Consider the following 22,286-nt stretch of genomic DNA (forward strand, 5'->3'; position numbering starts at 1 on the left):
CCGCTGCTGCACGCTAGGGTAGTGCGCGGCAGCGGAATTGTATAGTTGCGATAAGGTGTAGGGTAGAAAGCAGGGCGGCGGTAGAAGGCTGTTTGCGTTAGTGCTTGTTGATAGAACGGTGTCGTTGAACGATTTCGGCCACGCAGCGCGGCCGACGAGAAGCAAGTATGCGCCAGAACATTGTTCTGGCGTATCTCTTTTACTGACGTTGCAGCACCAGCATTTCGGCGTGCTTGGCAATGGCGCGGCTGTAAAACTCGCGCAGGGCCGCATACTCGGCGGGGCTGTAGCTGGTCTTGGTGAGTTGCAAGCGCGAGGTGATTTCCAGACGGTCGGGGGTGGGCTGGGCCACGTGGTAGAGAAACTTGCCCGCGTTGCCGGGTAGGGCTAACTGTAAATCGGCGGGCTTTTCCTGCACCGTGTAGCGGGCCGGCAGGGCCAGACTCACCACTTGCGTCAGCTCGCGGGTGGTGCTGAAATCGACGGGAAAGAATCGGTCGGCGTGGCGGAAGGGATTGTTGTTTAGTCCTACTGCCTGCATTAGTGGTAGATAAAGCGTATTGGCTGGCGTTTCAGGGCCGGGCAGGGTCATAGCTAAGTCCACAGCAAAGGCCTTGCTAGGGTCTTCCAGCTCCAGCAGGGTAGGCGGGGTGGTCAACTGCCAGTCGGTCCAGCGGCGGCCCAGTTGGGTCTTGTAGCTCGATTCGCCTTGGCTGAACACCTGTTGCCGGGCCGCAAGGCCAGCGTATCCGCTGTATCCCTGGCGCATGGTGCCGCGCAACGTTCCCGTGTCGTCAAGCTTGAAATCGGCCTTGGTGTATTCCAGATAGTTGCGGTTGCTGGTGAGCGGTACCCAGGCGCCGGTGGTGGTCAGCAGGCGGCCCTGCTCGTTGAGGCAGCGCTCCGGCAGCATCTCCATGGGTAACAGCGGCTCGGTGGCGTCTAATAGCAGCTCACCATCGGGCAGCATCACGTGGGCAATGGTGTAGTTGAATTGGCTGAGCAGGGGCATATCCGTTACGATGCGGCCGTGGCTGCGCGTGCTCAGCAGCACGGGGCTAGCGGTCAAATCGGCCGCGCGCAGCGTTTGCAGCAGCAGCAGGTTCACGTCGGCTGAGTTGCCTTGGTGCTGCTCGTAGGTTTTGCGGGTAGGCTGCGAGGTATAGAGCCGTTCCTGTCCGTTGTATTTCACGTGCTGCTGCACTAGCCGCAGCACGGCCTCGGCGCGGGCACGGGCATCGGGTAGGCGGGTGCGTAGTGCTTTGGCCTCGGTTGTCAGCGGCGAATTCTGGTTGAGCACCGCGCCAAACCGCTCATCGGCCAGCAGCGCCGCCCCAATTTTTTCCCAAGTATGCGATAGGTCGCGGAAATCGTGGCCCGTAAAGTCGGAGCCGGCCAGCTCGAAATGCACACTGCGCATGTAGTCCTGGGCGGCCGCCATAAAAGGCTCCTCGCGGAAAGCCGGCGCGTTTTGCAGCACCCAGCGCTTGGCCAGCGCCTGCGTGCTGATGCTGGTCGTTTGGGTAGGACCCGTATTAACGGAACCGTAGCCAGTCTGTTGATTCTGATGGTAGCCGGTGCTGTAGGGCACCCACGTCTGGTCCTGGGCCGCAAAGGGTAGGTAGCCGTGCGTAATTTCTTTGTACCGGAAAAAAGAGGGCAGTGCCACGCGGTACTCGCTCCAGCGCGTGGGAATGCGGTGTTGAAACTGCCAGTCCTGGAGGTTGAACAGGAAATCGGAGGTGATGGTATAGGTGAACTCCACCACTGAGCCTTCTTTCACGTTGGGTAGGGTGAAGGAATAGAGCACGTGGTTTTTGTCAATCTTCTCGCTGAACACACCCGAACCGGGGTCCAGCTTGGTTTTCTCTACCTTGCCGCCTACCATGTTGTAGGTGAAGCCTTTCAGGTTGGAGAGCTTCTCGCGCTGGTCGTCGTCCACATAGAGGGGCACGCGCACCGTGGCCCACTCGTAGCCGGCTTTGCGCAGAATGTGAATGCGCGTCGTACGGTCGAACACTACCTGAAATTTCTCCGTGGCTCCTACAATACGCGACTGTCCATAGTCGCACAGTACCTCGGCCTCGGCGGCGCTATCGGCAGCCACAGGGGTAGGGTTAGGACCAAAATCTGCGGCCGATACGTCGCCGAAGGAAATAGGGGGCTTCAGGGCCGAAGCTTTCTGAGCGGCCGCCGGCTGGTAATTACACAGCAGCCCCAGCAGCAAGCTACTGTTGAGTATAAAACGACGCATAACCAGGAAAAGTAAAAATGACGCGTAATAGCAACGAACTGATAGTGATAGTCTAAATCAACCCAAAAGGGTAGAATGTCTTATCCACATCAAAGATGAAGAATAGATGATATTTAGCCAAATTTTTGTACCTATCTGACGCTTTGTGCGCATGCTGCGTTTCGGGTCTGACAGTCAGCTTACTCACCCCTCACTTACCTTAGCTCGCTTACCTATCAACTCCGGAGCTGCTTGCGCTTACAAAGTATCAGCAGCCTTGTATAGTGAGGATTTTACAGAGTGATTTTCTAATCAAGAACCGCAGAAGCAATGAACTGGAATAGGCTGGTACTGGGAACCGTTGCGCTGTTGGGGCTGCTAGGACTTACCGGAGCGCAGCGCCAAGTGGCGCTACCCAACGAAAAGAAGATGGGCGCCTACCTGTTCGTCTTCTTCACCGACCCCACGCACAGCCTGTTTATGGCCACCAGCCGCGACGGCTACACGTTCACGGCCGTCAACAAGGGCCAGCCCATTATAGCTGGCGACACCATTGCCGAGCAGCGCGGCATCCGCGACCCGCACATTTACCGCGGCCCCGACGGTGCCTTTTACATGGCCATGACCGACTTGCACCTATTTGCCAAACAAAAGGGCTACCGCGCTACCACATGGGAGCGCGACGAAAAAGCGTATGGGTGGGGCAACAACCGGGGGCTGGTGCTGCTCCGGTCCACGGACCTCATCCACTGGACGCACCACGTAGTGCGCCTCGATGAGGCTTTCCCGGAGTTGAAGGACGTTGGTTGCGCCTGGGCACCCGAAACGATTTACGATGCCGCCGCCGGCAAAATGATGCTGTATTTCACGATGCGCCTGGGCAACGGACGTACCAAGCTCTACTACGCCTACACCGATGCGGCATTTACCCGGCTTACGTCGGCGCCGAAAATTCTCTTCGAATACCCAAACCCGGAGATACAGATACTGGATGCTGATATCACCCAACTTCCCGATAAACGCTTTTGTCTGATGTACGTGGCACAGGAAAAGCCAGGCGGCATCAAAATGGCGCTATCCGACAGCATCCACAGCGGCTACCGCTACAACCCGGCGTGGGTAGACGCCGAGCCGGGTGCCTGCGAAGCGCCGAATGTGTGGAAGCGCATTGGGGAGGAAAAATGGGTGTTGATGTACGATGTATTCAGCATCCAGCCGCACAATTTCGGCTTCTGCCAAACCACCGACTTCGCTACCTTCAACGACATAGGGCACTTCAACACGGGCGTGATGAAAGCCACCAATTTTAAGTCGCCGAAGCACGGCACAGTTATCCACCTCACGACAAAAGAAGCCGACCGGCTAGAGCGCTACTGGAAGAAAAAGTAACGGGTGGGAAATGCTGGCCCCGGCAGCGGCAGAAGTTCTGTTTCAAAGAGTTACAAAAACCGGTAGTAATAGGCTACGCGACTTCCGAAGCTGGTTGGTGGCGCACGCCTACCCACAGATACACCAAGGCCACCAACGTAACGGCGGCGCTCAGGCCATGCACGTAGGGTAGGCGGGCGGGCGAGTTGGCAAAAATCCAACCGGCCAGCAGGGCGCCCAGGCCAATACCGGCTTCCAAGGCAATGTACATGGTAGCCACGCCCCGGCCGCGCCGCTCGGCGGGGCTCAGGTCAATGGTCCAGGCATAGAGGGTAGGGGAATTGAGGCCCGTAGCGAAACCATACAGCACAGCCGCGGCCAGCAGAAACGGAACCGAAGGCGCCAGGGCCAGCGCGACCAACGCCACCAGCAGCAGGGTAGTAGAGAAGCGTAGCACCGGCACTCGGCCATAGCGGTCGGAGGCACGGCCCGCCACCAGCCGCACGACCAGCGAGGCCACAGTATAAAAGGTGAAAAACAAGCCTTTATTGCTGATGCCCAGGTAGGTGCTCTGGTCGGGAATAACCGTGAGCACGGCTCCGTACGGGAACATGCACAGCAGGGTAGCCAGCGCTGGTCGAAACACGCGTGGCTCCAGAACTTCGTCCCAACGCAGGCGCAGCAGCTTCAGGCTGAACTTCTGGCGTTGCGCCTGGGGTAGGGTTTCGGTCATGGTGCCCTGCACGATAAGCGAAAGCAGCGCCGTTCCGGAAGAACAGTAGAACAGCACGTTCAGGGAGAAATGCTCGGCCAATAAGCCGCCCAGCGCGGGGCCGGCGGCCATGCCCATCGAGCTGGCCACGCCCAGCAGACCCATAGCTTCGCCCCGGCGCTCAAACGGGATAATATCGCCAATAAACGCCGCCGTACCGGTAGGCTTGAAGCCCGTGCTAAAGCCGTGTAGCAGCCGCAGCAGCAGGAAGCCGCCTACTGTGGCCGTCCAGGGGTAGAAAAACCCGCACAGAAAGCACACCAGCGACCCAAACACCATCACCGGAATGCGCCCCACCGTGTCGGCCAGCTTGCCTGAAAACGGCCGCGACAACCCCGCCGTGACCGTGAACATGGCAATGATGTAGCCCTTGTACTCGGCGCCGCCCAGGCTGGTGAGGTAGTCGGGTAGCTCGGGCAGCAGCATGTTGAAGCTGGCAAAGAATAGGAACGACGACAGGCACATCAGCCAGAAACCGGCCGTGTACACGCGGGTGGGGGGAGCAGCAGACATAGCGCGCAAAGGTCGGGAAAATCCGAACCACGGATTCGCTTGGATTTTAATGGATTGCGCGGGTTTTGTGGATGAGCAGGATGCAATAGTGGATAACACATTGTCTAACAAAAAATAAGGGAAGCAAAAGATTTGCTTCCCTTATTCCGTTTTACACCCGTTACGGCTAATTACCCTGGCGTACGATGCGCTTATGCACCAGCCCGTCGGCCGTTTCAAACACCAGGGAGTACACCCCGGATTTTAGGGCTCCGATATTGAGCTTGCCGCCCGTTACTTTCGTGCGGAGCACAAGGCGGCCCATCGTATCGTATAGTTTTACCTCGGTGCCTTCCAGGTTCCAGGGGGCTAGCAGGCGTAAATCCCCAGTAGTAGGATTAGGATACAGGACTACTTGCGCCGCCCTAGTGCTTTCACGCGTGCCTAGCGTTACCGACCCGGCAGTGCGAGCTAGGGTGTTCAGGCTTTGAGCAAGATTAACCAGCGAATCGGCTGTGGTGCGGCCATCGAGTGGAGCATACAGCTCCAGGCTTGACTTGAGCAGCGAGTCGGCGGCCATAGCCAGTACCTCGTCCTGATTCATACCCGAGCGGTAGAACAGCCAGTCGCGCAGCTGCAACTTGGTTGGAGCGGCTGTGCCACCTACCTCGAATTGGGTAGGACGCAGGCGCTCGGCCACGCTGCCCTCCCGCACGCTATCCACATAGAGCATGGTGGTGCCGCGGGCGTAGTAGTGCGTGAGCACCAGCTTATGCCAACGGTTATTAGCTACCGGCACCGTGCCCGTAATGGTCGGGCCTTTGGCCGACGTGTAGAGCAGCTTGCCATCGGTGCTGATGCGGATAGTACCGGCTGCAATACCAGCGCTGTCGCGGATTTCGACCAGCTGACCCGCGCCGTTGGTCTTGAAGCGGAGGGCTTGCGTGAAGGGGTGCACCACATCCTCGGGCACAAAGCGAACAACCGAGGTAGGCTGCCCTACCGTTTTTACCAGCGTGATACCCGTGCCCGTACCGGGGCGGCGGGAGGGTAGGGGCTTGCCCGCGTGCAGGGCATCGAAGAGCGACGGCACCAGGGTATGCGCCATTTCGGCGTGTCCTAAGCCATTGGGATGTAGGTCATCGGACCGGTAACCCGTGGCCCAGCGGCCTTGTCCATCGTCTACAGCCCCCAGCAGGTTCACGCTCGGCACGTTCCAGCCGTGAATCAGCAGGTTCATCTGCCGAACGAAGGCATAAGCCTCGGCCGTGTAGTCGGAGCGGGTGTAGGAGTTCGTCACGATGGGCACCATGCCATCGGCCCGCGCTTGTCTGATGAGCTGCGTCATATTAGCGCGGAACTGATCGAAGATGGGCTGCCCGCCGGTGAGGATGCCTTCATTGCCCAATGCCAGCGCATATACCACGTATTTGCCGTGCTGGGGTAGCAGGTCGGCGGCGTAGCGGTTGAGTACGGCTACTGTGTTGTTACCGGGTACCGAAATATTGGCCGTTACCCAGGGCTGCCCTGTGCCGGCCGTGGCGCGGCGGGCTAGCAGGTCGGAGTACATAGACGTATAGCCGTAGTTGTTGGTAGCGCCCGTGCCGTAGGGTACCGACGAGCCCATGTACACGATCTTCAACGGGTTCTGCGGTATCGGCACAGTGTAGGGCTCCAGCAGCAGGTCGTCGAAGTAAGCGCTGCCCGTGGCACCGTCCGGATTGCGCCACACAGCGGCTCCTTTCACATAGGCTGTGCCTGTGGGAATGGTGGCGGTGGTTTGCAGCTGCGTCCAGGTGCCAGCAGGTGAAGAAGCTACCAACGAGTCGGAGCGGAACTGCCCCAGCAGCACGTTGCTGCTGTTGTAATACAGTAGCTCCAGGTGCACCGCCTGGCTACCTTGCAGGCCCGCCGTGGCCGGATTATAAAACCAGCCGCTCAGCTTCTGGGCCGTGGTGCCGATGGTGGGTACATAAGTAATTTGCTGTTCCAGCGCCAAGCTACCACCCGATAGTTGGGCGGCGTAGCTGCCCGCGTGCTTAGTAGCCGTGCTGATGGTAGTAGTAGCGTCAGTACCACGCGCTGTGGTGGTCCAGTTGGTGAAATTGCCCAGCTCGAAGCCAGAATTCTGGAAGGCGATATTGCCCGTTACGGGGTTGCGGTCTGGCACCACATCCACACGCATCAGGTTGAGGTAGGCGAACGAACCAGCCTCTTTGCTCAGCGTCAGCTCAATCATGCCATTGGCATCCGCAGATAGCGTATCGGAGTCGCTGATAGTGTTGTTGTTGCCGGGGTAGCCATTGGCTCCCACATTCGCGCCCGAGGTGGTCTGCGTGAAGGTGCTGGTAGTAGCACCCGTGAAAGTATAGCGCGACACGCGCCGCTCGGTGGCAATCTGCCGGCTGCCGAACACGTGAAACACATAGCGCTTGGTGCGGTCCAGCCCGCTCAGGCGCAGTCTGCCAGTGGCAGTGCTACCCGTACCCTCCACGTAGAAGTAATCCTGGGTGGCGGTAGCCACCGCATACGGCCCTAGCAGCGCGGCGTCCGGCGCCAGCAAGCCGCCTGTATTGATGCCGTTGGTCAGGAAGTTTTTGCCTACAGCAAGCTTCACGCTCGTTGCCCGGTTGGCTTTGTCCACCAAACGAAACGTGTCGGCGGCGCTGGTGATGTTGAGGATGTTGTTCCAATAGTTGCCGTTGGTATCGGGACCAGGCGTAGGGTTGCCATTAGTGCCGTCGTCTACCCCAAAGTCGAAGTAGAACGAGGTGTTAGCTGTGGCAGGCGGTGTTGGAGGCGTGGCGCGGGCCGGCACAATGTCTACCCGCATCAGGTTGAGGTAGGCAAAAGAGCCGGCAGACTTGCTCAGCGTCAGCTCGATAATGCCGTTACTATTCGCGGCCAGCGTATCGGAGCTGGTGATGGTGTTGTTGTTGCCGGGGTAGCCATTCGCCCCCACATCGGCACCCGAAGTGGTCTGCGTGATGGTGTTGGTGGTAGCGCCCGTGAAGGTGTAGCGCGACACGCGTCGCTCGGTAGTAACCTGGCGACTGCCAAACACGTGAAATACGTAGCGCTTGGCAGGGTCCAATCCGCTCAGGCGAATGGTAGCCGTAGAGGTAGCTCCAGTGCCCTGCACGAAAAAGTAGTCCTGGGTGGCAGTAGCCACGGCGTATTGTCCCAGTAGCGCGGCATCCGGCGTCAGCAAGCCACCGTTCAGAATGCCGTTGGTGAGAAAGTTAGGCCCCACGTTTAGCTTGATACTCGTGGCGGCGTTCGTCTTGTCGATTAGGGAAAACGCGTCACTCGTGTTGTTGAGGATGTTGTTCCAGTAGCTGCCGTTGGCATCGGGGCTGGGCGTGCTGTTGCCGTTGGTGCCATCGTTTATGCCAAAGTCAATGAGTACAGACTGTACTGCTGTCGTTGTTTGAGCCTGCGCGACTAAGCCAGCCAATAGCAGCGCAAAGAAGGCAAATAGAGTACACGGTTTTTTCATGGAAGTGGGATTTTAGGAGTAGAAATAGGTCGGGTAGAAAAGAGAAGGTAGGCACTATTCACAGCAGGTGTGTTTGCCGTAAGATATCAGGGTAGGGCCGTGCCTTCCTCTCTTGGTACAGACGATTGTAGGTACAGCGCGTTGCACCCTACAGCTGATCTACGCGAAGTTTTTTATGTTTTACTAGTGCACGGTTCGATTTCTGTATCAAGTCATTAGCATGGGTAGCAGGCGTATGTTGAGGCCAAAACTTAGACAGAGGAGTCGGTAACGCATCCGAAAACTGACGCAGAAGAGAGGAGAAGCCTAGTTGTAGGGCGCTATGAACTGTGAGCAGCTTGTTAATAAGCCAAGCACTTCATTCCAGTGCGGGCACGACAGATTCAAGCTGGACTCCTGACCATTACGCTTGTCTTGGGGTAGGCTTTTGGTTCTGTGTTCTGCACTCTGCACGATGAGCCATTACCGCTACGTAGCTTAAATCAAGCAGATTTTAAGTCGTAGCGTGGTGTGTGGTGAATGTAGATAACATATTGGCTAGCAATAATAACTATAGAGGATAGCTTGTTTTTGAAGTGTTTTATTTCTACAATTGTAGAACATAATCTATAAACGTAGAATGAAGCTCTCTGCTACTGAAGAAACCCTTATGCATCATTTGTGGAGTCGGGAACGGGCCTTCATGAAGGATCTACTCGATGCTTACGATGACCCCAAACCAGCTGCTACCACTGTGGCCACGCTGCTTAAACGGATGACTGACAAAGGCCTTATAGCCTACCGCGAGTACGGAAACTCACGCGAGTATTATCCACTCGTAACCCGTCAAGCCTACTTCGCTACGCATGTCAACGGGTTAGTGAAGAAGTTCTTTAACAATTCGGCCGCGCAGTTTGCCTCCTTCTTCACCACGCAAGCCGACTTATCGACTGAGGAGTTGGAATCCTTACAAAAGATTATTGAAGAGCAACTAAGAAAGAAGAAGCTATGACGGTGTACTTACTCAAGAGCAGCCTAAGCTTGTTGCTTTTATTTGTCTTCTACAAGATTGCTCTTGAGAATGAGCGACTGAACACGTTTAAGCGCTTCTATCTGCTGGGCAGCCTGTTAGTTTCGGCAGTGGTACCCATGCTTTCAGTGGAAGTAGCACCCAGCGTGGCCGTGCTAACTACTGTTTCGCCGGAGTCAGTGTTTGTGCAGGAGTTGCCGCCCGCGCCACCGTCCGTGGCAGCTGCACCGACGCCATCTACACCGGAAGCCGCTACGCCACCTTATTGGCTATTACTCTACTGTATCGTTACGGCGGTGCTGATGGGGCGTTTCGGCCGCAATTTGTACCGTCTAGCCCGCCAAATTACAGACCACCCGAAAGAAGCATTTCGCCGTGCTACGCTGGTTCGGTTGCCTACGGGCAGCGTGCCCTACACCTTTCTGCACTACCTGTTTGTGCCCGAAACGGCCTACCAGCGGGGCGAGATTGAGGAGGAGCTATTCACTCACGAGCTAACCCACATCCGGCAGCGGCATTCGCTCGATGTACTACTAATAGAGTGGCTGCTGTGCCTGGCTTGGTTCAACCCGCTGCTTTACTGGTGTAGGCGAGCCATGCAGCTCAACCACGAGTTTCTGGCCGATGAGGCCGTAAACAGCAGTCACCACAACGTGCTGCAGTACCAGCAGCTACTGCTGAGCAAGCTCACACCCACGCCACTGCCTCTGTTAGCGAGTACACTCACATTTCAAACCACCAAACAACGACTACTTATGATGACGAAACACACGTCCCGGCGCACCGTGTGGCTGGCAGGTTCTTTCAGCGGTTTGTTGGTAGGAACTTCTGTGTTCCTGTTTAGCACCACGGCGGCGCAAGAGGCCCGACCAGAAACTACTAGCAGCGCACCAGCCAAAATCCAGCGCCCGGCTACCTTAGCAAAAGCGGATACGCTTCTGCAACGCTACGGCGACAAGCTGGTGATGCTGCCTAATAACCAGCAGAAAAAGTACGCAGACCTAACACCCGAGGAAAGAAAATGGGTATGGGTAGCTCCTATTTCACCCCGCCGCACACCTACTGAAGCACAATGGGCCGACTGGCATAACCCGCATAAGTTCGGCATTTGGGTAGATGGCAAACGGGTACGCGGGAAGGCGCTGAACGCTTACAAGCGCACCGATATCGTAGCGTTTTTAGGAAGCTATGTCCATAAAAATGCCCGGCAGCCAGAAGGGTATTTGTATCAAATGGATTTAACCACTGAAAAAGGATATGCGGAAGAGGTGAGAGAACACGAGGAATCGCCGTTTATGGTGTTGATGCGAGATAAGCCGAGAAAGCAGAATCAGCCAAAAAAGCAACAGCCGAAGCCACAATCCGCTGTTCAAGAAGTATTGCAACAGTATGGTGATGTGCCGGTGTACGACAAGCCAACATTTAAAGCGGATTCCAGTAAAGTTTACAAATACTACTCGGCGCTAACGGACGAGGAGAGGAAACGGGTGGTAGTAGGTAGGTTTACACATATGCCCCTACGCACGCCAACCGAGAAGCAATGGGCTGCGTGAAAACACAACCAGAAGTGGTTTGGCGTTTAGCTGCATGAACACCATAAGAGCACCGGAAAACGGCTGCGTGGAAATGAGCTGAATGCTTACCAACGCACAGACATTGCGAACTTCTTGAAGGGGTACAATCGGGAGCATACGCAGCATCCGGAACAACACACGTACCGGATCGACTTATTTACCCATCAAGCGCGGAAGAGTTGCAAACGCCTATTGACACCCTACCTACCCTGTGGTTGTCGAAGAAGATTAGCGTAGCAGCACAACAGTAGAAGCGAGTGGTTTGCGCTTGCTCGTCGAGCTCCACTGTTAGCTCACCACACTGCAAGCAGTAAAACCTGCCAAAACGGCTACCCTGCTTCCAGCGAACCTAGTTGGAGCGAATTGTGTCGTATGGCTACCAATGGCTTCAATTTTCGATTCACTGCACGCGGTTTCCGCCAAGCGCCCTCGCCAGGACGGAAAACCGGCTCTCACGGTACGGGAGCGATTCTCGGCGCTGGGCAACTTACCGGAATTTTTAAAGCTGGTCTGGCAAACCAGCCCTGCCCTCACCCTTGCTAATATTGTGTTGCGTCTGCTGCGGGCAGCCCTACCCGTAGCTATTCTTTATGTGGGCCAGCTTATTCTGGATGAGGTAGTGGCGCTGAGCCGCCTACCCGCCGCCGAGCGCACGCTCTCGCCAGTGCTTACGCTGCTGGCACTGGAGTTTGGTTTGGCCATCTTATCCGATGCGCTGGGTAGGGGCGTGGCCTTGCTCGACTCGTTGCTGGGCGATTTGTTCGCCAACCAGTCGTCTATCCGCCTCATGGAGCACGCTGCCCGCCTCGACCTGGACCAGTTCGAGGATAGCGCCTTCTACGACAAGCTGGAGCGGGCGCGCCGCCAGACGCTCTCGCGCACGGTGCTCATGTCGCAGGTGCTGTCGCAGGCCCAGGATTTCATTACGATGGGTTTTCTGGCCGTGGGCCTGGCTGCATTCAACCCGTGGCTGCTCTTGCTGCTGCTGGTGGCCGTGGTGCCAGCATTTTTGGGCGAGTCGCACTTCAACGAGCGCAGCTACTCGCTGGTGCACGGCTGGACGCCTGAGCGCCGCGAGCTGGACTACCTGCGCGTGACTGGTGCCTCTGACGAAACCGCCAAGGAAGTAAAGATTTTCGGCCTAGCCGGCTTCCTCACGGACCGCTTCCGTCAGCTTTCCGACGAGTTCTATGAGAAGAATAAAAGCCTCGTGGTGCGCCGGGCCGGCTGGGGTACGTTCTTCGCGGCGGTAGGGGCGGCTGGCTACTACGCGGCCTACGTCTACATTATTGCGCAGGCTGTGCGCGGGGCAGTATCTATTGGTCAGCTCACGTTTCTGGCGGGTTCTTTCGCTCGGATGCGGGGCTTGCTGGAAGGCATTCTGAGCCGGTTTAGCTCGGTGGCGGAAGGTGCGCTGTACTTGCAGGACTTCTTCGATTTCTTCCACCTACAGCCCCGCATTGTGCGCGACGAAACCCGACCAGTGCGGCCATTTCCGCGGCCTATCCGGGTAGGGTTCGAGTTTGAGAACGTGGGTTTCAAGTACCGCAACGCCGAAAAATGGGCCTTGCGCAACCTCAGCTTCACCTTGCACGCCGGCGAAAAGCTGGCGCTGGTAGGCGAAAACGGCTCCGGCAAAACCACCCTCGTCAAGCTGCTCTCCCGCCTCTACGACCCCACCGAAGGCCGCATCTTGCTCGATGGCTACGACCTGCGCGAGTACGATCCGCAGGAGTTGCGCCAGGAAATCGGCGTGATTTTTCAGGATTTCGTGCGCTTCCAACTCTCAGCAGGTCAAAACCTGGCCGTAGGCCGCATCGAGGAAAAGGAAAACACGGCCCGCATCCAGTCCGCCGCCGCGCAAAGCCTGGCCGACTCGGTGGTGAAAAAGCTGCCCCAGGGCTACGACCAAATCATTGGCCGCCGCTTTGCCGGTGGGGTAGACCTGAGCGGGGGCGAGTGGCAGAAAATTGCCCTGGGCCGCGCCTACATGCGCGATGCCCAACTGCTAATTCTGGACGAGCCTACCGCCGCCCTCGATGCCCGCGCCGAGTACGAAGTGTTTCAGCGCTTCAATGAGCTAACGCAGGGCAAAACCGCCGTGCTCATCTCGCACCGCTTCAGCACCGTGCGCATGGCCGACCGCATTCTGGTGATTGAGCAGGGCAAATTCATCGAAATCGGTTCACACCAAGAGTTATTGGCGCGCGGTGGGCGCTACGCCGAGCTGTTTCAGCTACAAGCGGCGGGTTACCGATAACAACGGGTGCAAGTGCAAAATTTTTTACGGTTTTGTGGCTGACTGTGAGAGCTGTAAGGAAGATTATTGCGTATCTTAGGCATAACCTTTCTCACTACAATCCATCCGTATGAAGCCTACCTTTACCCTGCTTGTGGGGCTGTTGCTGTTGAGTTTGACTGGCTGTTTCGCCACGCGTGAGGCCCGCATTGAATCAGATTATAGCTATAGCGGCACATTTAAGCGCTACCGCACCTACGAGTTTATGCGGGGGCAGGGACTAGCTTCCGATTCCAGCCGGCTAGGCGAGGCCCTGCGCGATGCCGTGCGCAACCGCTTGCGTGCCCAGGGCTACCGCCCCGCCACTACTCGCCCCGATCTGCTCATCAACTTCCAGGTGTTCGAGGGTGATATGCGCTTTCGGGGCTATATGCAGGAAGACCTAGAGCGTTGGGTGAAGATGGGCGTGGTAGAGGACGATGAAACGCCTGATGAGTATAAGCGCGGCTACAAGCCCATGCGTATGCTGCTCTCTGAGGGTACCCTGCTCGTGACGCTCATCGACAACCACACCAACCGCGCCGTCTGGAACGGCTATGCTTCCGGCGTGACGGTGCCCAACGGTCCACGCGGTGAAATCGTGCTGCGCCGCTCCGTACGTTCTATTTTCGATCAGTATCGCGTCTTCACGGAAGGCTACGTAGGGGGCGGCAACTAACGTTGCTACAGGCCAACAAACCGGCCCGGTGCAGTCCTGCGCCGGGCCGGTTGCGTTGCTATAGTTCGCTTGGTGAGGTGAAAACAGGCACAGCATTCGGCTTGGTTTTGGCGAAGGGCCAATAACCCGTTTCTTTGTCGGTTTGTATCTGTTCTTTTTGCCTCTATGCATACTCCATTTCGTCGTATTTTTTCCTGGGTGGCCGTTGCGGCGCTGCTAGCCGCTACCTCCTGCGTGGCGCCACGCACCATCGTCAGCACGGGCAAGGTGACACCGCGGGGGGAATTCCGGGTAGGCGGCAACGCGGCCTTCAACGTGCCTACCGCCACGCTGGGCAAAGCCGGCTCGGCCCTGAAATCGGCCGCTGAAAGCGCTGCCCGTGCGGATACTGTGCGGTACAGCCAAACCGTCACCGACTTACAAGCGGCGGCCCTGGCCTACGTGCTGGACCCCGTGCAGCCCACCGCCGACCTCTACCTGCGCTACGGCGTGCTCGACCGCCTCGACGTAGGCTACAAGTATGCGTTTGGCTCGCACGTGTTCGATGCCATGTACCAGTTCTTGGGGCCTGTCGGCTCCGTGGAGCACCCGCAGGGTAGGGGCGGCGACACCTACGCCAGCATTGGCCTGCAATACGCCACGCAACGAGCCAAGCTGCCCAACTTCGCCTTCCTTGACAACATCACCGATGCAGTAGGATTCCGTGCCTCCCGCCACGACTTGCTGGTGCCGCTGGTGTTCAGCAAATCGTTTGGGCCGGAAGAAGAGAAAGGCGCTTTCTCCTACGGTGTGGTGTACGCGCATACATTCCTAAGCTACCGCTTCCAGCCCGGCAATATCTTCTACCAGGGTACCAACCAGCGCATCCCGGACCTGCCGCTCAGCAAGCAGAACTTCTCGTCGTTTGGTGCTTTCGCCAACGTCAAAATCGGTTACCGCTACGCTTATATCATTCCCTCGCTGTCTATTTTCTACCAGAACTACGGCACGTTCGCGCTACTCAACAACGCTTCTACGTCGCTCAAAGGCCTCACCATCGTGCCCAGCCTAGGCTTGCAATTTCGCGTGCCTACCCGGTAGGTGAGGTGGTGAGTAGCCAAACCGTGTGTCATCCTGAGCTTGCGAAGGACCTTCTACCAGTTGAACGAGTCGTTGGTACGGTGGTCGTTCTACCGTGAGAAGGTCCTTCGCAAGCTCAGGATGACACACGGTTTGGCTACTATTCATTACTCACACTTCACCATCTCACCACTTCACCACTTAGCATGAAGATTCTGTACGGTGTGCCCGGCGAAGGGCTGGGGCACGCTACCCGTAGTAAAGTAGTGATTGGCTGGCTATTGGATCAGGGGCATGAGGTGCAAGTAGTGAGCAGCAGCCGCGCCTACCAGATGCTGGCCCGCAACTTTCCGGGGCGAGTTCATGAAATCAAGGGCTTTCACCTGGCGTATAAAGACGTGACAGTGTCGCGCATGCGTACGGTGGCACTCACGCTGCGCACGGCCCCCGAGAATCTGCGCGTCAACTTTGCCCGGTACCGCGAGCTGCTGGGCGCGTTTGCGCCAGACTTGGTCATTTCCGATTTCGAGTCGTTTAGCTACTTCTTTGCTCGCTGGAAGCGCCTACCCCTTATCAGCATCGACAACATGCAGATAATCAGTCGCGCCGCGTTGGACATTGCTGTGCCGCCCACCGAGCGCGAACACCTGCAACTGGCCCGGCAGATTGTGCGGGCCAAACTGCCCCGCAGTCGGCACTACCTCGTTACTACCTTCTTCGAGCTGCCGCTTCTGAAGCCCAATACCACGCTGGTGCCGCCCATTATCCGCCCCGAGATTCTAGCCGCGCAGCCTACCCGTGGTCAGCACGTGCTGGTGTACCAGTCGGCTACCACCCAAACCAACTTGGTGCCGTTGCTGCAAGCGCTGCCAGGGCAGGAGTTTCGGGTGTATGGCTTCAATAAAGAGGAAAACCACGGCAACGTGCACTTGCGGGCTTTCAGCGAGCAAGGCTTTATCGACGACCTCGCCAGCGCCCGCGCCGTGATTACCAACGGCGGCTTCTCGCTCATTAGTGAGGCAGTGTACCTGCATAAGCCCATTTGCGCGGTGCCCATTCCGGCGCAGTTCGAGCAGTTTTTGAATGCGGCTGAAGTGGAAAAGCTGGGATACGGCCGCCACTTCACTACCCTCACCGCCGACAGTGTACGCGCCTTCTTGTACGAGCTAGATGAGTTTGCGGAAAAGCTGAGCGGTTATCAGCAGGATGGCAACAACGTATTGTTTGCTGCGCTCGGGCAGCAGCTGGTGGCTACAGTCGCGAACGGGCAGCCCGAGTAGCCGCACGTAAACCTACTCGGGACAGCAGGTGCGTAGGGCATTTTGTCTATTTTAGAGGCAAATATGCCTTTATACACCCCTGCTTTTACTCGTCTGCGGTTGACCATTGCGTTTGCCTTGCTTGGCTGCGCTTGCGCCTGCTCTACCACGCAACCCGCAGCAACTATGCCGGCCATTGCGTCGGCTCCCAACAAGTTTGCGGCTGATACTACCCTGCGCCGAATTGCTACCTTACAGGATGAGCGCCGAACGCCTGCACTGCTGAATTACCTGCTGAGCTCAGAGCCGCGCTACCGCGAGCAGGCCGCGCTGGCTTTTGCTTCGGTGCAGGACAAAGCCGCCACAAGTGCGCTAAACGCTCACCTCAACGACCAAGAAGCAGCGGTGCGGCGCGCTGTGGCCTATGCGTTGGGTCAGACAGCCGACAGCACAGCCGAAGCAGCACTACGTCAGCAATTAACCGCTGAAACCAACTCTACAGTGCGGGCTGAGGTGTTGGAGGCGTTAGGCAAATGCACTACCCGTGCTGGTCTCCCGGCGTTGGTGCGCCTACCCGCTTCACTGACTACCGATACGGCTGCCCTCGCCGGGCAAAGCTGGGGGCTGTATCGCGCCGCTTTGCGCGGTATCACCTCAGAGCCCGCCGTAGCCCAACTAGTACAATTGCTGGGTACAAACAACCCCTACGGTGCCCGCCTGGCTGCGGCAAATGCCCTGGCCCGCACCCGTGCTCTCGACCTGACGCCCTATGCTACCCCGCTGGCCACTGCCGCCCAAACTGACCCAAACTATGCTGTGCGCGGAGCCGTCGCACTGGCACTGGGCAAGGCTAGCCACGCCCCCGCGGTGCCTGCCCTGCTGGGTACCCTGGCCCGCCGCGACCCCGACTATCGGGTGCGGGTAAGCGCCTTGCGTGCGATGAATGCTGCTATGTACGTGCAAGTGAAAGAAGCTGCTTGGGCGGCCCTAACGGACGTAAACGACCAAGTAGCCGTTACAGCAGCCGAGTTTTTCCTGGCCCATGCCACCCAGGAGTTGGGCACGCTGTTTCTGGAAAAAGCCAATAAACTGACGCAGTGGCGGGTGCGGGCCACGCTACTTGCCGCAGCCCTGAATCAGCGCTCCAAGGAGCAGGCCGCTATCCGGCAGGCCGTGCAAGAGCGCTACGCCGCTGCGGCAAGTCCCTACGAGAAAGGGTATTTGCTGAAAGCGCTGGGCGAAGACCCGGCGGCGTATGAATTTGTGCGGCAGGCCACGTTTGCCCCGGCGCAGCAATTGGTGGTGCGTACCTATGGGCTAGAGGCGCTGGTAGCCATGCGGCATCAGCCCGATTTCCCGGCAGTACAACATGCTTCGTTTGCGCTGGCGCTACGGCAAGCCGCAGAAACCGGCGACGTAGCGCTGCTCGGCATTGCCGCCGAAGCCCTACGTGACCCCAAGCTGAACCTCCGCCAGCTGTTGCCCGATGCCACTTTTCTGCAAAAAGCTCAGGCAAAGCTCGTCCTACCTCGCGACCTGGAGGCGTGGCAGTCGGTGCAGCAGACGCTGGATTTTTTGCAGAAGAAACCAGCTACTCCTACGCCCGTGGCAGTGGCAGCGTCACATCCCATTAACTGGGCGGCGGTGTCTGCCATTCCGGCCAACCAGCGCGTGGTAGTGCGCACCGGCAAGGGCGTTATCACGTTGCAATTGCTGGTAGAAGATGCGCCTGGCTCCGTGGCGAGCTTTGTGGAGCTAATTCGGCAGGGCTTTTACGACGGTAAGAACTTCCACCGGGTAGTGCCCAACTTCGTGGCCCAGGGAGGCTGCCCGCGTGGCGACGGCTGGGGTAGCACCGACTATAATCTGCGCTCTGAGTTGGCCAATCTGCGCTACGGCGCGGGGGCCGTAGGTCTGGCCTCAGCCGGCAAAGACACCGAGAGCTGCCAGTGGTTTATTACCCACGCACCCACTCCACACCTCGATGGCCGCTACACCATTTTCGCACGGATAGTAGCGGGCATGGACGTAGTGCAGCGCCTGGAAATCGGCGACACGATAGAGCGGGTAGAGCTAGTGCGGTAGTTGTGGTGCGGCTCAAAAAAAGGCCTCAGTAAAGTATACTGAGGCCTTTTTTATGCTATTTGGGAATGATGACTTACTGCTTCACCAAGCGCACTACACTGTCAGCAAAACCCTGTCCGTGCACGCGAACCATGTAGGTGCCGGTCGGCAATGATGCCGGTAGGGGTAGGGTAGCGCCAGATTTAGCGGGCAGCGTTTGGGTGAGAACCGTACGGCCGGTCAGATCAAAAAGCGTGAGCGTGATAGTGCCCGTGGCAGTGGAGGGTAGGGCAACCTGCACTTGGCGGGTAGCGGGGTTAGGATACAGGCTGAAAGTGGTAGAAGCAACGGCTGCTTTGGTGGGCAACGTCACGCCGGTGAGGTTAACGGCCGCCGGCGTCGATACGCGGTTGCCGCTGGCTAACACCTGCTGCAACCGGTAGTAGGCCGTTACGTTGGTGCGGTCTGGGCGGTCCTGATAGGTGTAAGCGCGTTGCGGAGTAGCCGGACGGCTAGCCACCGCCCCAACTTTCTGCCACTCCTGTTGGTCGTAGGAGCGTTCGATATCGAAGCCGCGCACTGCCACCGCATCCGATGTAGTCCAGTCTAGCTGCACCACGTTGGGCTGCACTTCGGTGGCTTGCAGTGCAGCCAGCTCTGTTACCAATGGGTTTGTATCGGCAGAAAGTGAGCCTAACGTGAAGGTGCCAAACTGGCCTACGGCATCGGCAGAAGTTACGGCGCCGGCCATCAATTCGCCGCTCAACTCACCGTGGCCAGCGGTTACCCAAGAAGTGCCATCGTAGCGGGCTACCTGCAAATCGTTGGTGAAGGCATCAATGCCACTACGGAATGCGTTTTCCCAGAACAACTGCACACGCACGTTTTCCGACGCACCGCCATCTTGTGTCAACTGCCAGGCATCTACGGCGCTGATATTGTGCAGCGGGGCTGCAAGCGTCACGTCAGCGGTAGTGCTGGTTGCCTGGGGTGCCTGATATTCAGCCGTGAAGCCTGTATTAGCAGCGTTGGGAGCCGAAATACCTACGCGGGCCCACTGGCCATTCTTCCCTAGTGGAAACACAAAAGATTGATTGCCAATCTTCCGCAGCGGCCCATCTACGTACGAAGTGACGTTGCCGGCCGTAGCCGTGGCCGTAGCCAACAATGACAGCAGATTGGTGCTGGTCGTCACCACACGGCCACTCGTGAGCGTAAGGTTTCCCGATAGATTGAAGGGGGCGCCCAGCGTCAAGGTATTGCCAACCAGGGTAAGATCGCGCAGCGTAGTACCGCCTATGGCAGTTAAGGTAAACGCTTTGTTCACTGTCAGGGCCTCATCGTAGGTGCCGGCAATAGCGCTTAGGGTTCCGTTTGCAGTCAGCAACTCCAAACCTTGCTGCAAGCTGGCACCAGGTACGAGGGCCGGGCTAGCGCCGTCTACGTGCAGGTAGCTCCGGTCGCCCTGAAAGCCGGTGTCGGTAGCGACATCCTGGTTGCTATGCAGGAAAGGGGAGTAGGCAATGCGTCCGGCCGCGCTGGTTGGCGCTTCGCGCGTAAACGTATTGCGGTCTTTTCTGATCGTGGCTACCAGGCCATTCTGGTTGTCGGGGCCGTAGAGCTGGCTGGCCTCGGTGCTGCCCAGCCAGTTCAGCGGCGCGGCTACGGGCGTAGTCAGGTTGACGGCCACCAACGCCTGCGTGCAATTCTCTAGCTTGTTGTCCTGAATAAGGTTGTCCAGCGTGGCAAGCTGCGTATTGCGGTTGATATCGAAGAAGGGTGTGCCTACCCCCGTGCTATTGGTAGGGCGCTCCTGCACCTGAATACCGATCTGGCATTGTGTAATCTGGTTGCCGATAACCCGGTTGTGGCTGCCCTCCAGCACAATGCCGAACCCGTTGATGCCCGAGCTGAGACTGCTCTGCTGTTCGCTGGCAATATAACCTTCCAGCGTATTGTTGGCGAGGTAGGCGCCGCCCGTCACTAAGTCGCCGGTTACACCACCACCCGCTTGAATAACTCCCCGGTCGCGGTCAATGAAAGCAATAGCCGCGTTGTCATCAATCAAGCTAGTGGGAATATCCTCAGGGAGCCCGTCGGGTAGCGGATCGGGGCGGGTAGTGAGACGCGTAATCACGTTTTCCTGCACCACAAAGCTGCCCGGCCCGCTGGCTTGCCCGTTGCCCGTCACCGATTTTAGCTCCATTCCGTTGGAACCGTTGTTGCGGATGGTATTGCGCTCAATCAGCGCGGCTGTGGTCAGAAAATTACCAGCCGCATCGCGCAAGCCTCCGGCCCCCAGCAACGCAATAGCCCCGCCGCCATTCTGCGAAAACAGCACATCGCGAATAATCAAGTCGCTCACGCTGCCATCGTTGATATCAATGCCGGCACGCCGATTTTGCTCATAAGTACCGCCTTCAATCAGAATCTGACGCTTCGTGCCATTAACGATAAATAAACCGCGCCCTGCTGGACTACTGCTACCGTTATAGTTGGTGCGCACATCGGCCGGATCAACAGCTGTGCGAGCAATATGCACGCGTCGAAACGTCAGGTTCTCGGCGCCGCCCAGGCTATTCCAGAAAATACCATACTGCCTTTGGTCCAGGATTTCCACGTCTTCCAACACAACGTTGGCGCGGGCGCTACCATTGGTTTCTATCCCTAGGTCGTAGGCTTGAATGGTAAAGCCAGAGATGATGAGCGGCGCCGCTACCGTGCCACCGGGCGCCGTGAGCAGCAGTCCTACCTCATGGCTTCGCGCACCAGATTGAGGCAAACCCGCGTTGAAAACCGTAGCCCCATCGGGGCGATTCGTTGCGGTACCTGCCCCACGGAGGTGTACCGTTTTGTCTAGCACAACACGCTCGGTATAAGTACCTGCATCTACGTAGATGGTAGCGCCGGCTTGGGCTGCTTGCAACGCACGCCCCACCGTAGCGAAAGGCGCCTCGGGCGTACCGTTGCCGGTCAGGTCATTGCCCGCTGCTTGGGTGTATACATCATTAGAAGTAGCCGCATCATTCACGTACAAAGCCGTCAAAGCAGTTTGCTGTCCCAATGTTGGCTTAGTCGCTAAGCTCAAGCCACTTATTAGTAAAAAGGTAGGAATCGGTAGAAAGTGCTTCATATTGAGAATACAGAAAGGAAAGGACGAATGCCATTTATCTTTCTACAAAAATGAAGCAGGTATAGTATCTGGAATAAAGAGAATAAAGGGGAAGCTTATTATGTAAAATTCTTTCTTGAAAACATTATAATAATTATTGCATTGACAAGCGTGTCAGATGTTTATATTAAAAAAGGTATTATAAATAATTGTATAGAGTAGATGGATTTTTATAGATTATATTCTATCTGTACATGGAGCGAAAATGTCCCATTATCAGAACTATCGGTACTTGCGCTGATTCGTATTGATAAGCTACGACGGCGAAGGTATAGCATACAACAGCTCGCCTTTCCATTAAAGAAAAAGCGAGCTGCTTATGGAATTTAGAATAAAAACCGGAGGCTATTTTTCCTCGCGGCCGTGCACTTGCGCTGGTGGTGAAGTGGCTTCTACTGCCGTGAAGGCCTCCAAGATATTGTAGGTATGCGAGGCGCCTTTGGGCACTACCCACGAGTTGCCGGGCTCCAAAATTACTTTCTGGCCTTCCAGATGCAGTTCGGCCCGGCCGCTGATTACATATCCTACGGTTTCATACGGGCGCGTTGAAGGCTCTTTCGCCTCAGATGGCTGCTCGTTTTCCCACATGCGCATCGAAACGTGGACGCCGGAAGCCAAGTATTTTTCGCCGTCAGGACCAGTAGGAGAGTGCTTCGAATCAACTTTGGTGATGGTGGTATCGGCCATGATGGTCAGAATAGAAGTTGGAGTGGATGAGAGAATTACCATACCTAACGCAGGGTAGGGGATGGTGGTTGTACCACTTGTCCTAAACCTTCCGGCCCGCCGACTGGTTGAAAACCGTTCGGCGGCTCCTGTTATATGTGT

The 22,286-nt window shown here is 57.2% G+C and carries 13 protein-coding genes; 8 read left to right on the forward strand and 5 right to left on the reverse strand.

Going from position 1 to position 22,286, the window contains the following annotated elements; translation table 11 throughout:
* Positions 1–199: 199 nt before the first annotated feature.
* On the reverse strand, positions 200–2,254 hold the full coding sequence (locus tag F1C16_RS01800) for a DUF3857 domain-containing protein (protein WP_185282683.1): 2,055 nt from the start codon (positions 2,252–2,254) through the stop codon (positions 200–202).
* Between the two features lie 309 nt (positions 2,255–2,563).
* Here F1C16_RS01800 and F1C16_RS01805 point away from each other — a divergent pair, with 309 nt between their 5' ends.
* Positions 2,564–3,622: a glycoside hydrolase family 43 protein gene (locus F1C16_RS01805; protein ID WP_185282684.1), complete on the forward strand. Its 1,059-nt coding sequence runs from the start codon at positions 2,564–2,566 to the stop codon at positions 3,620–3,622.
* 73 nt (positions 3,623–3,695) lie between these two features.
* On the opposite strand, the gene F1C16_RS01810 is transcribed toward F1C16_RS01805, so the two are convergent.
* The gene (locus F1C16_RS01810) at positions 3,696–4,886 is read right to left on the reverse strand and encodes an MFS transporter (protein ID WP_185282685.1); all 1,191 of its coding nucleotides are present in this window, start codon (positions 4,884–4,886) and stop codon (positions 3,696–3,698) included.
* Positions 4,887–5,052: 166 nt separating this feature from the next.
* Entirely contained in the window at positions 5,053–8,364 is a 3,312-nt protein-coding gene (locus F1C16_RS01815; RefSeq protein WP_185282686.1) for an SGNH/GDSL hydrolase family protein, read from the reverse strand.
* A 619-nt stretch (positions 8,365–8,983) separates the two neighbouring features.
* Here F1C16_RS01815 and F1C16_RS01820 point away from each other — a divergent pair.
* From F1C16_RS01820 to F1C16_RS01850, 7 genes are all read left to right on the forward strand, one after another.
* Positions 8,984–9,355, forward strand: a complete 372-nt coding sequence (locus tag F1C16_RS01820) for a BlaI/MecI/CopY family transcriptional regulator (RefSeq protein WP_185282687.1) — start codon at positions 8,984–8,986, stop codon at positions 9,353–9,355.
* A gap of 32 nt (positions 9,356–9,387) precedes the next feature.
* On the forward strand, positions 9,388–10,926 hold the full coding sequence (locus F1C16_RS01825; RefSeq protein ID WP_185282688.1) for a M56 family metallopeptidase: 1,539 nt from the start codon (positions 9,388–9,390) through the stop codon (positions 10,924–10,926).
* Between the two features lie 403 nt (positions 10,927–11,329).
* Positions 11,330–13,207, forward strand: a complete 1,878-nt coding sequence (locus F1C16_RS01830) for an ABC transporter ATP-binding protein (protein WP_185282689.1) — start codon at positions 11,330–11,332, stop codon at positions 13,205–13,207.
* Between the two features lie 109 nt (positions 13,208–13,316).
* A complete protein-coding gene (locus F1C16_RS01835; RefSeq protein ID WP_185282690.1) occupies positions 13,317–13,904 on the forward strand; it encodes a DUF4136 domain-containing protein in 588 nt (195 codons plus the stop codon).
* Positions 13,905–14,069: 165 nt separating this feature from the next.
* Positions 14,070–14,984 carry a hypothetical protein gene (locus F1C16_RS01840; RefSeq protein WP_185282691.1) on the forward strand — a complete coding sequence of 305 codons (915 nt, stop codon included), beginning with the start codon at positions 14,070–14,072 and terminating at the stop codon, positions 14,982–14,984.
* Between the two features lie 185 nt (positions 14,985–15,169).
* Positions 15,170–16,243, forward strand: coding sequence for an MJ1255/VC2487 family glycosyltransferase (locus tag F1C16_RS01845; RefSeq protein WP_185282692.1), 1,074 nt, complete (start codon positions 15,170–15,172; stop codon positions 16,241–16,243).
* Between the two features lie 63 nt (positions 16,244–16,306).
* Positions 16,307–18,307, forward strand: a complete 2,001-nt coding sequence (locus tag F1C16_RS01850; protein ID WP_185282693.1) for a peptidylprolyl isomerase — start codon at positions 16,307–16,309, stop codon at positions 18,305–18,307.
* A 73-nt stretch (positions 18,308–18,380) separates the two neighbouring features.
* On the opposite strand, the gene F1C16_RS01855 is transcribed toward F1C16_RS01850, so the two are convergent.
* Positions 18,381–21,419 carry a T9SS type A sorting domain-containing protein gene (locus F1C16_RS01855; protein WP_185282694.1) on the reverse strand — a complete coding sequence of 1,013 codons (3,039 nt, stop codon included), beginning with the start codon at positions 21,417–21,419 and terminating at the stop codon, positions 18,381–18,383.
* Between the two features lie 384 nt (positions 21,420–21,803).
* Entirely contained in the window at positions 21,804–22,187 is a 384-nt protein-coding gene (locus F1C16_RS01860) for a cupin domain-containing protein (RefSeq protein WP_258048991.1), read from the reverse strand.
* Between the last annotated feature and the right edge of the window lie 99 nt (positions 22,188–22,286).

Origin of the sequence: Hymenobacter sp. NBH84, from assembly GCF_014217645.1 — a bacterium.
GTDB classification, from domain to species: Bacteria; Bacteroidota; Bacteroidia; order Cytophagales; family Hymenobacteraceae; genus Hymenobacter; species Hymenobacter profundi.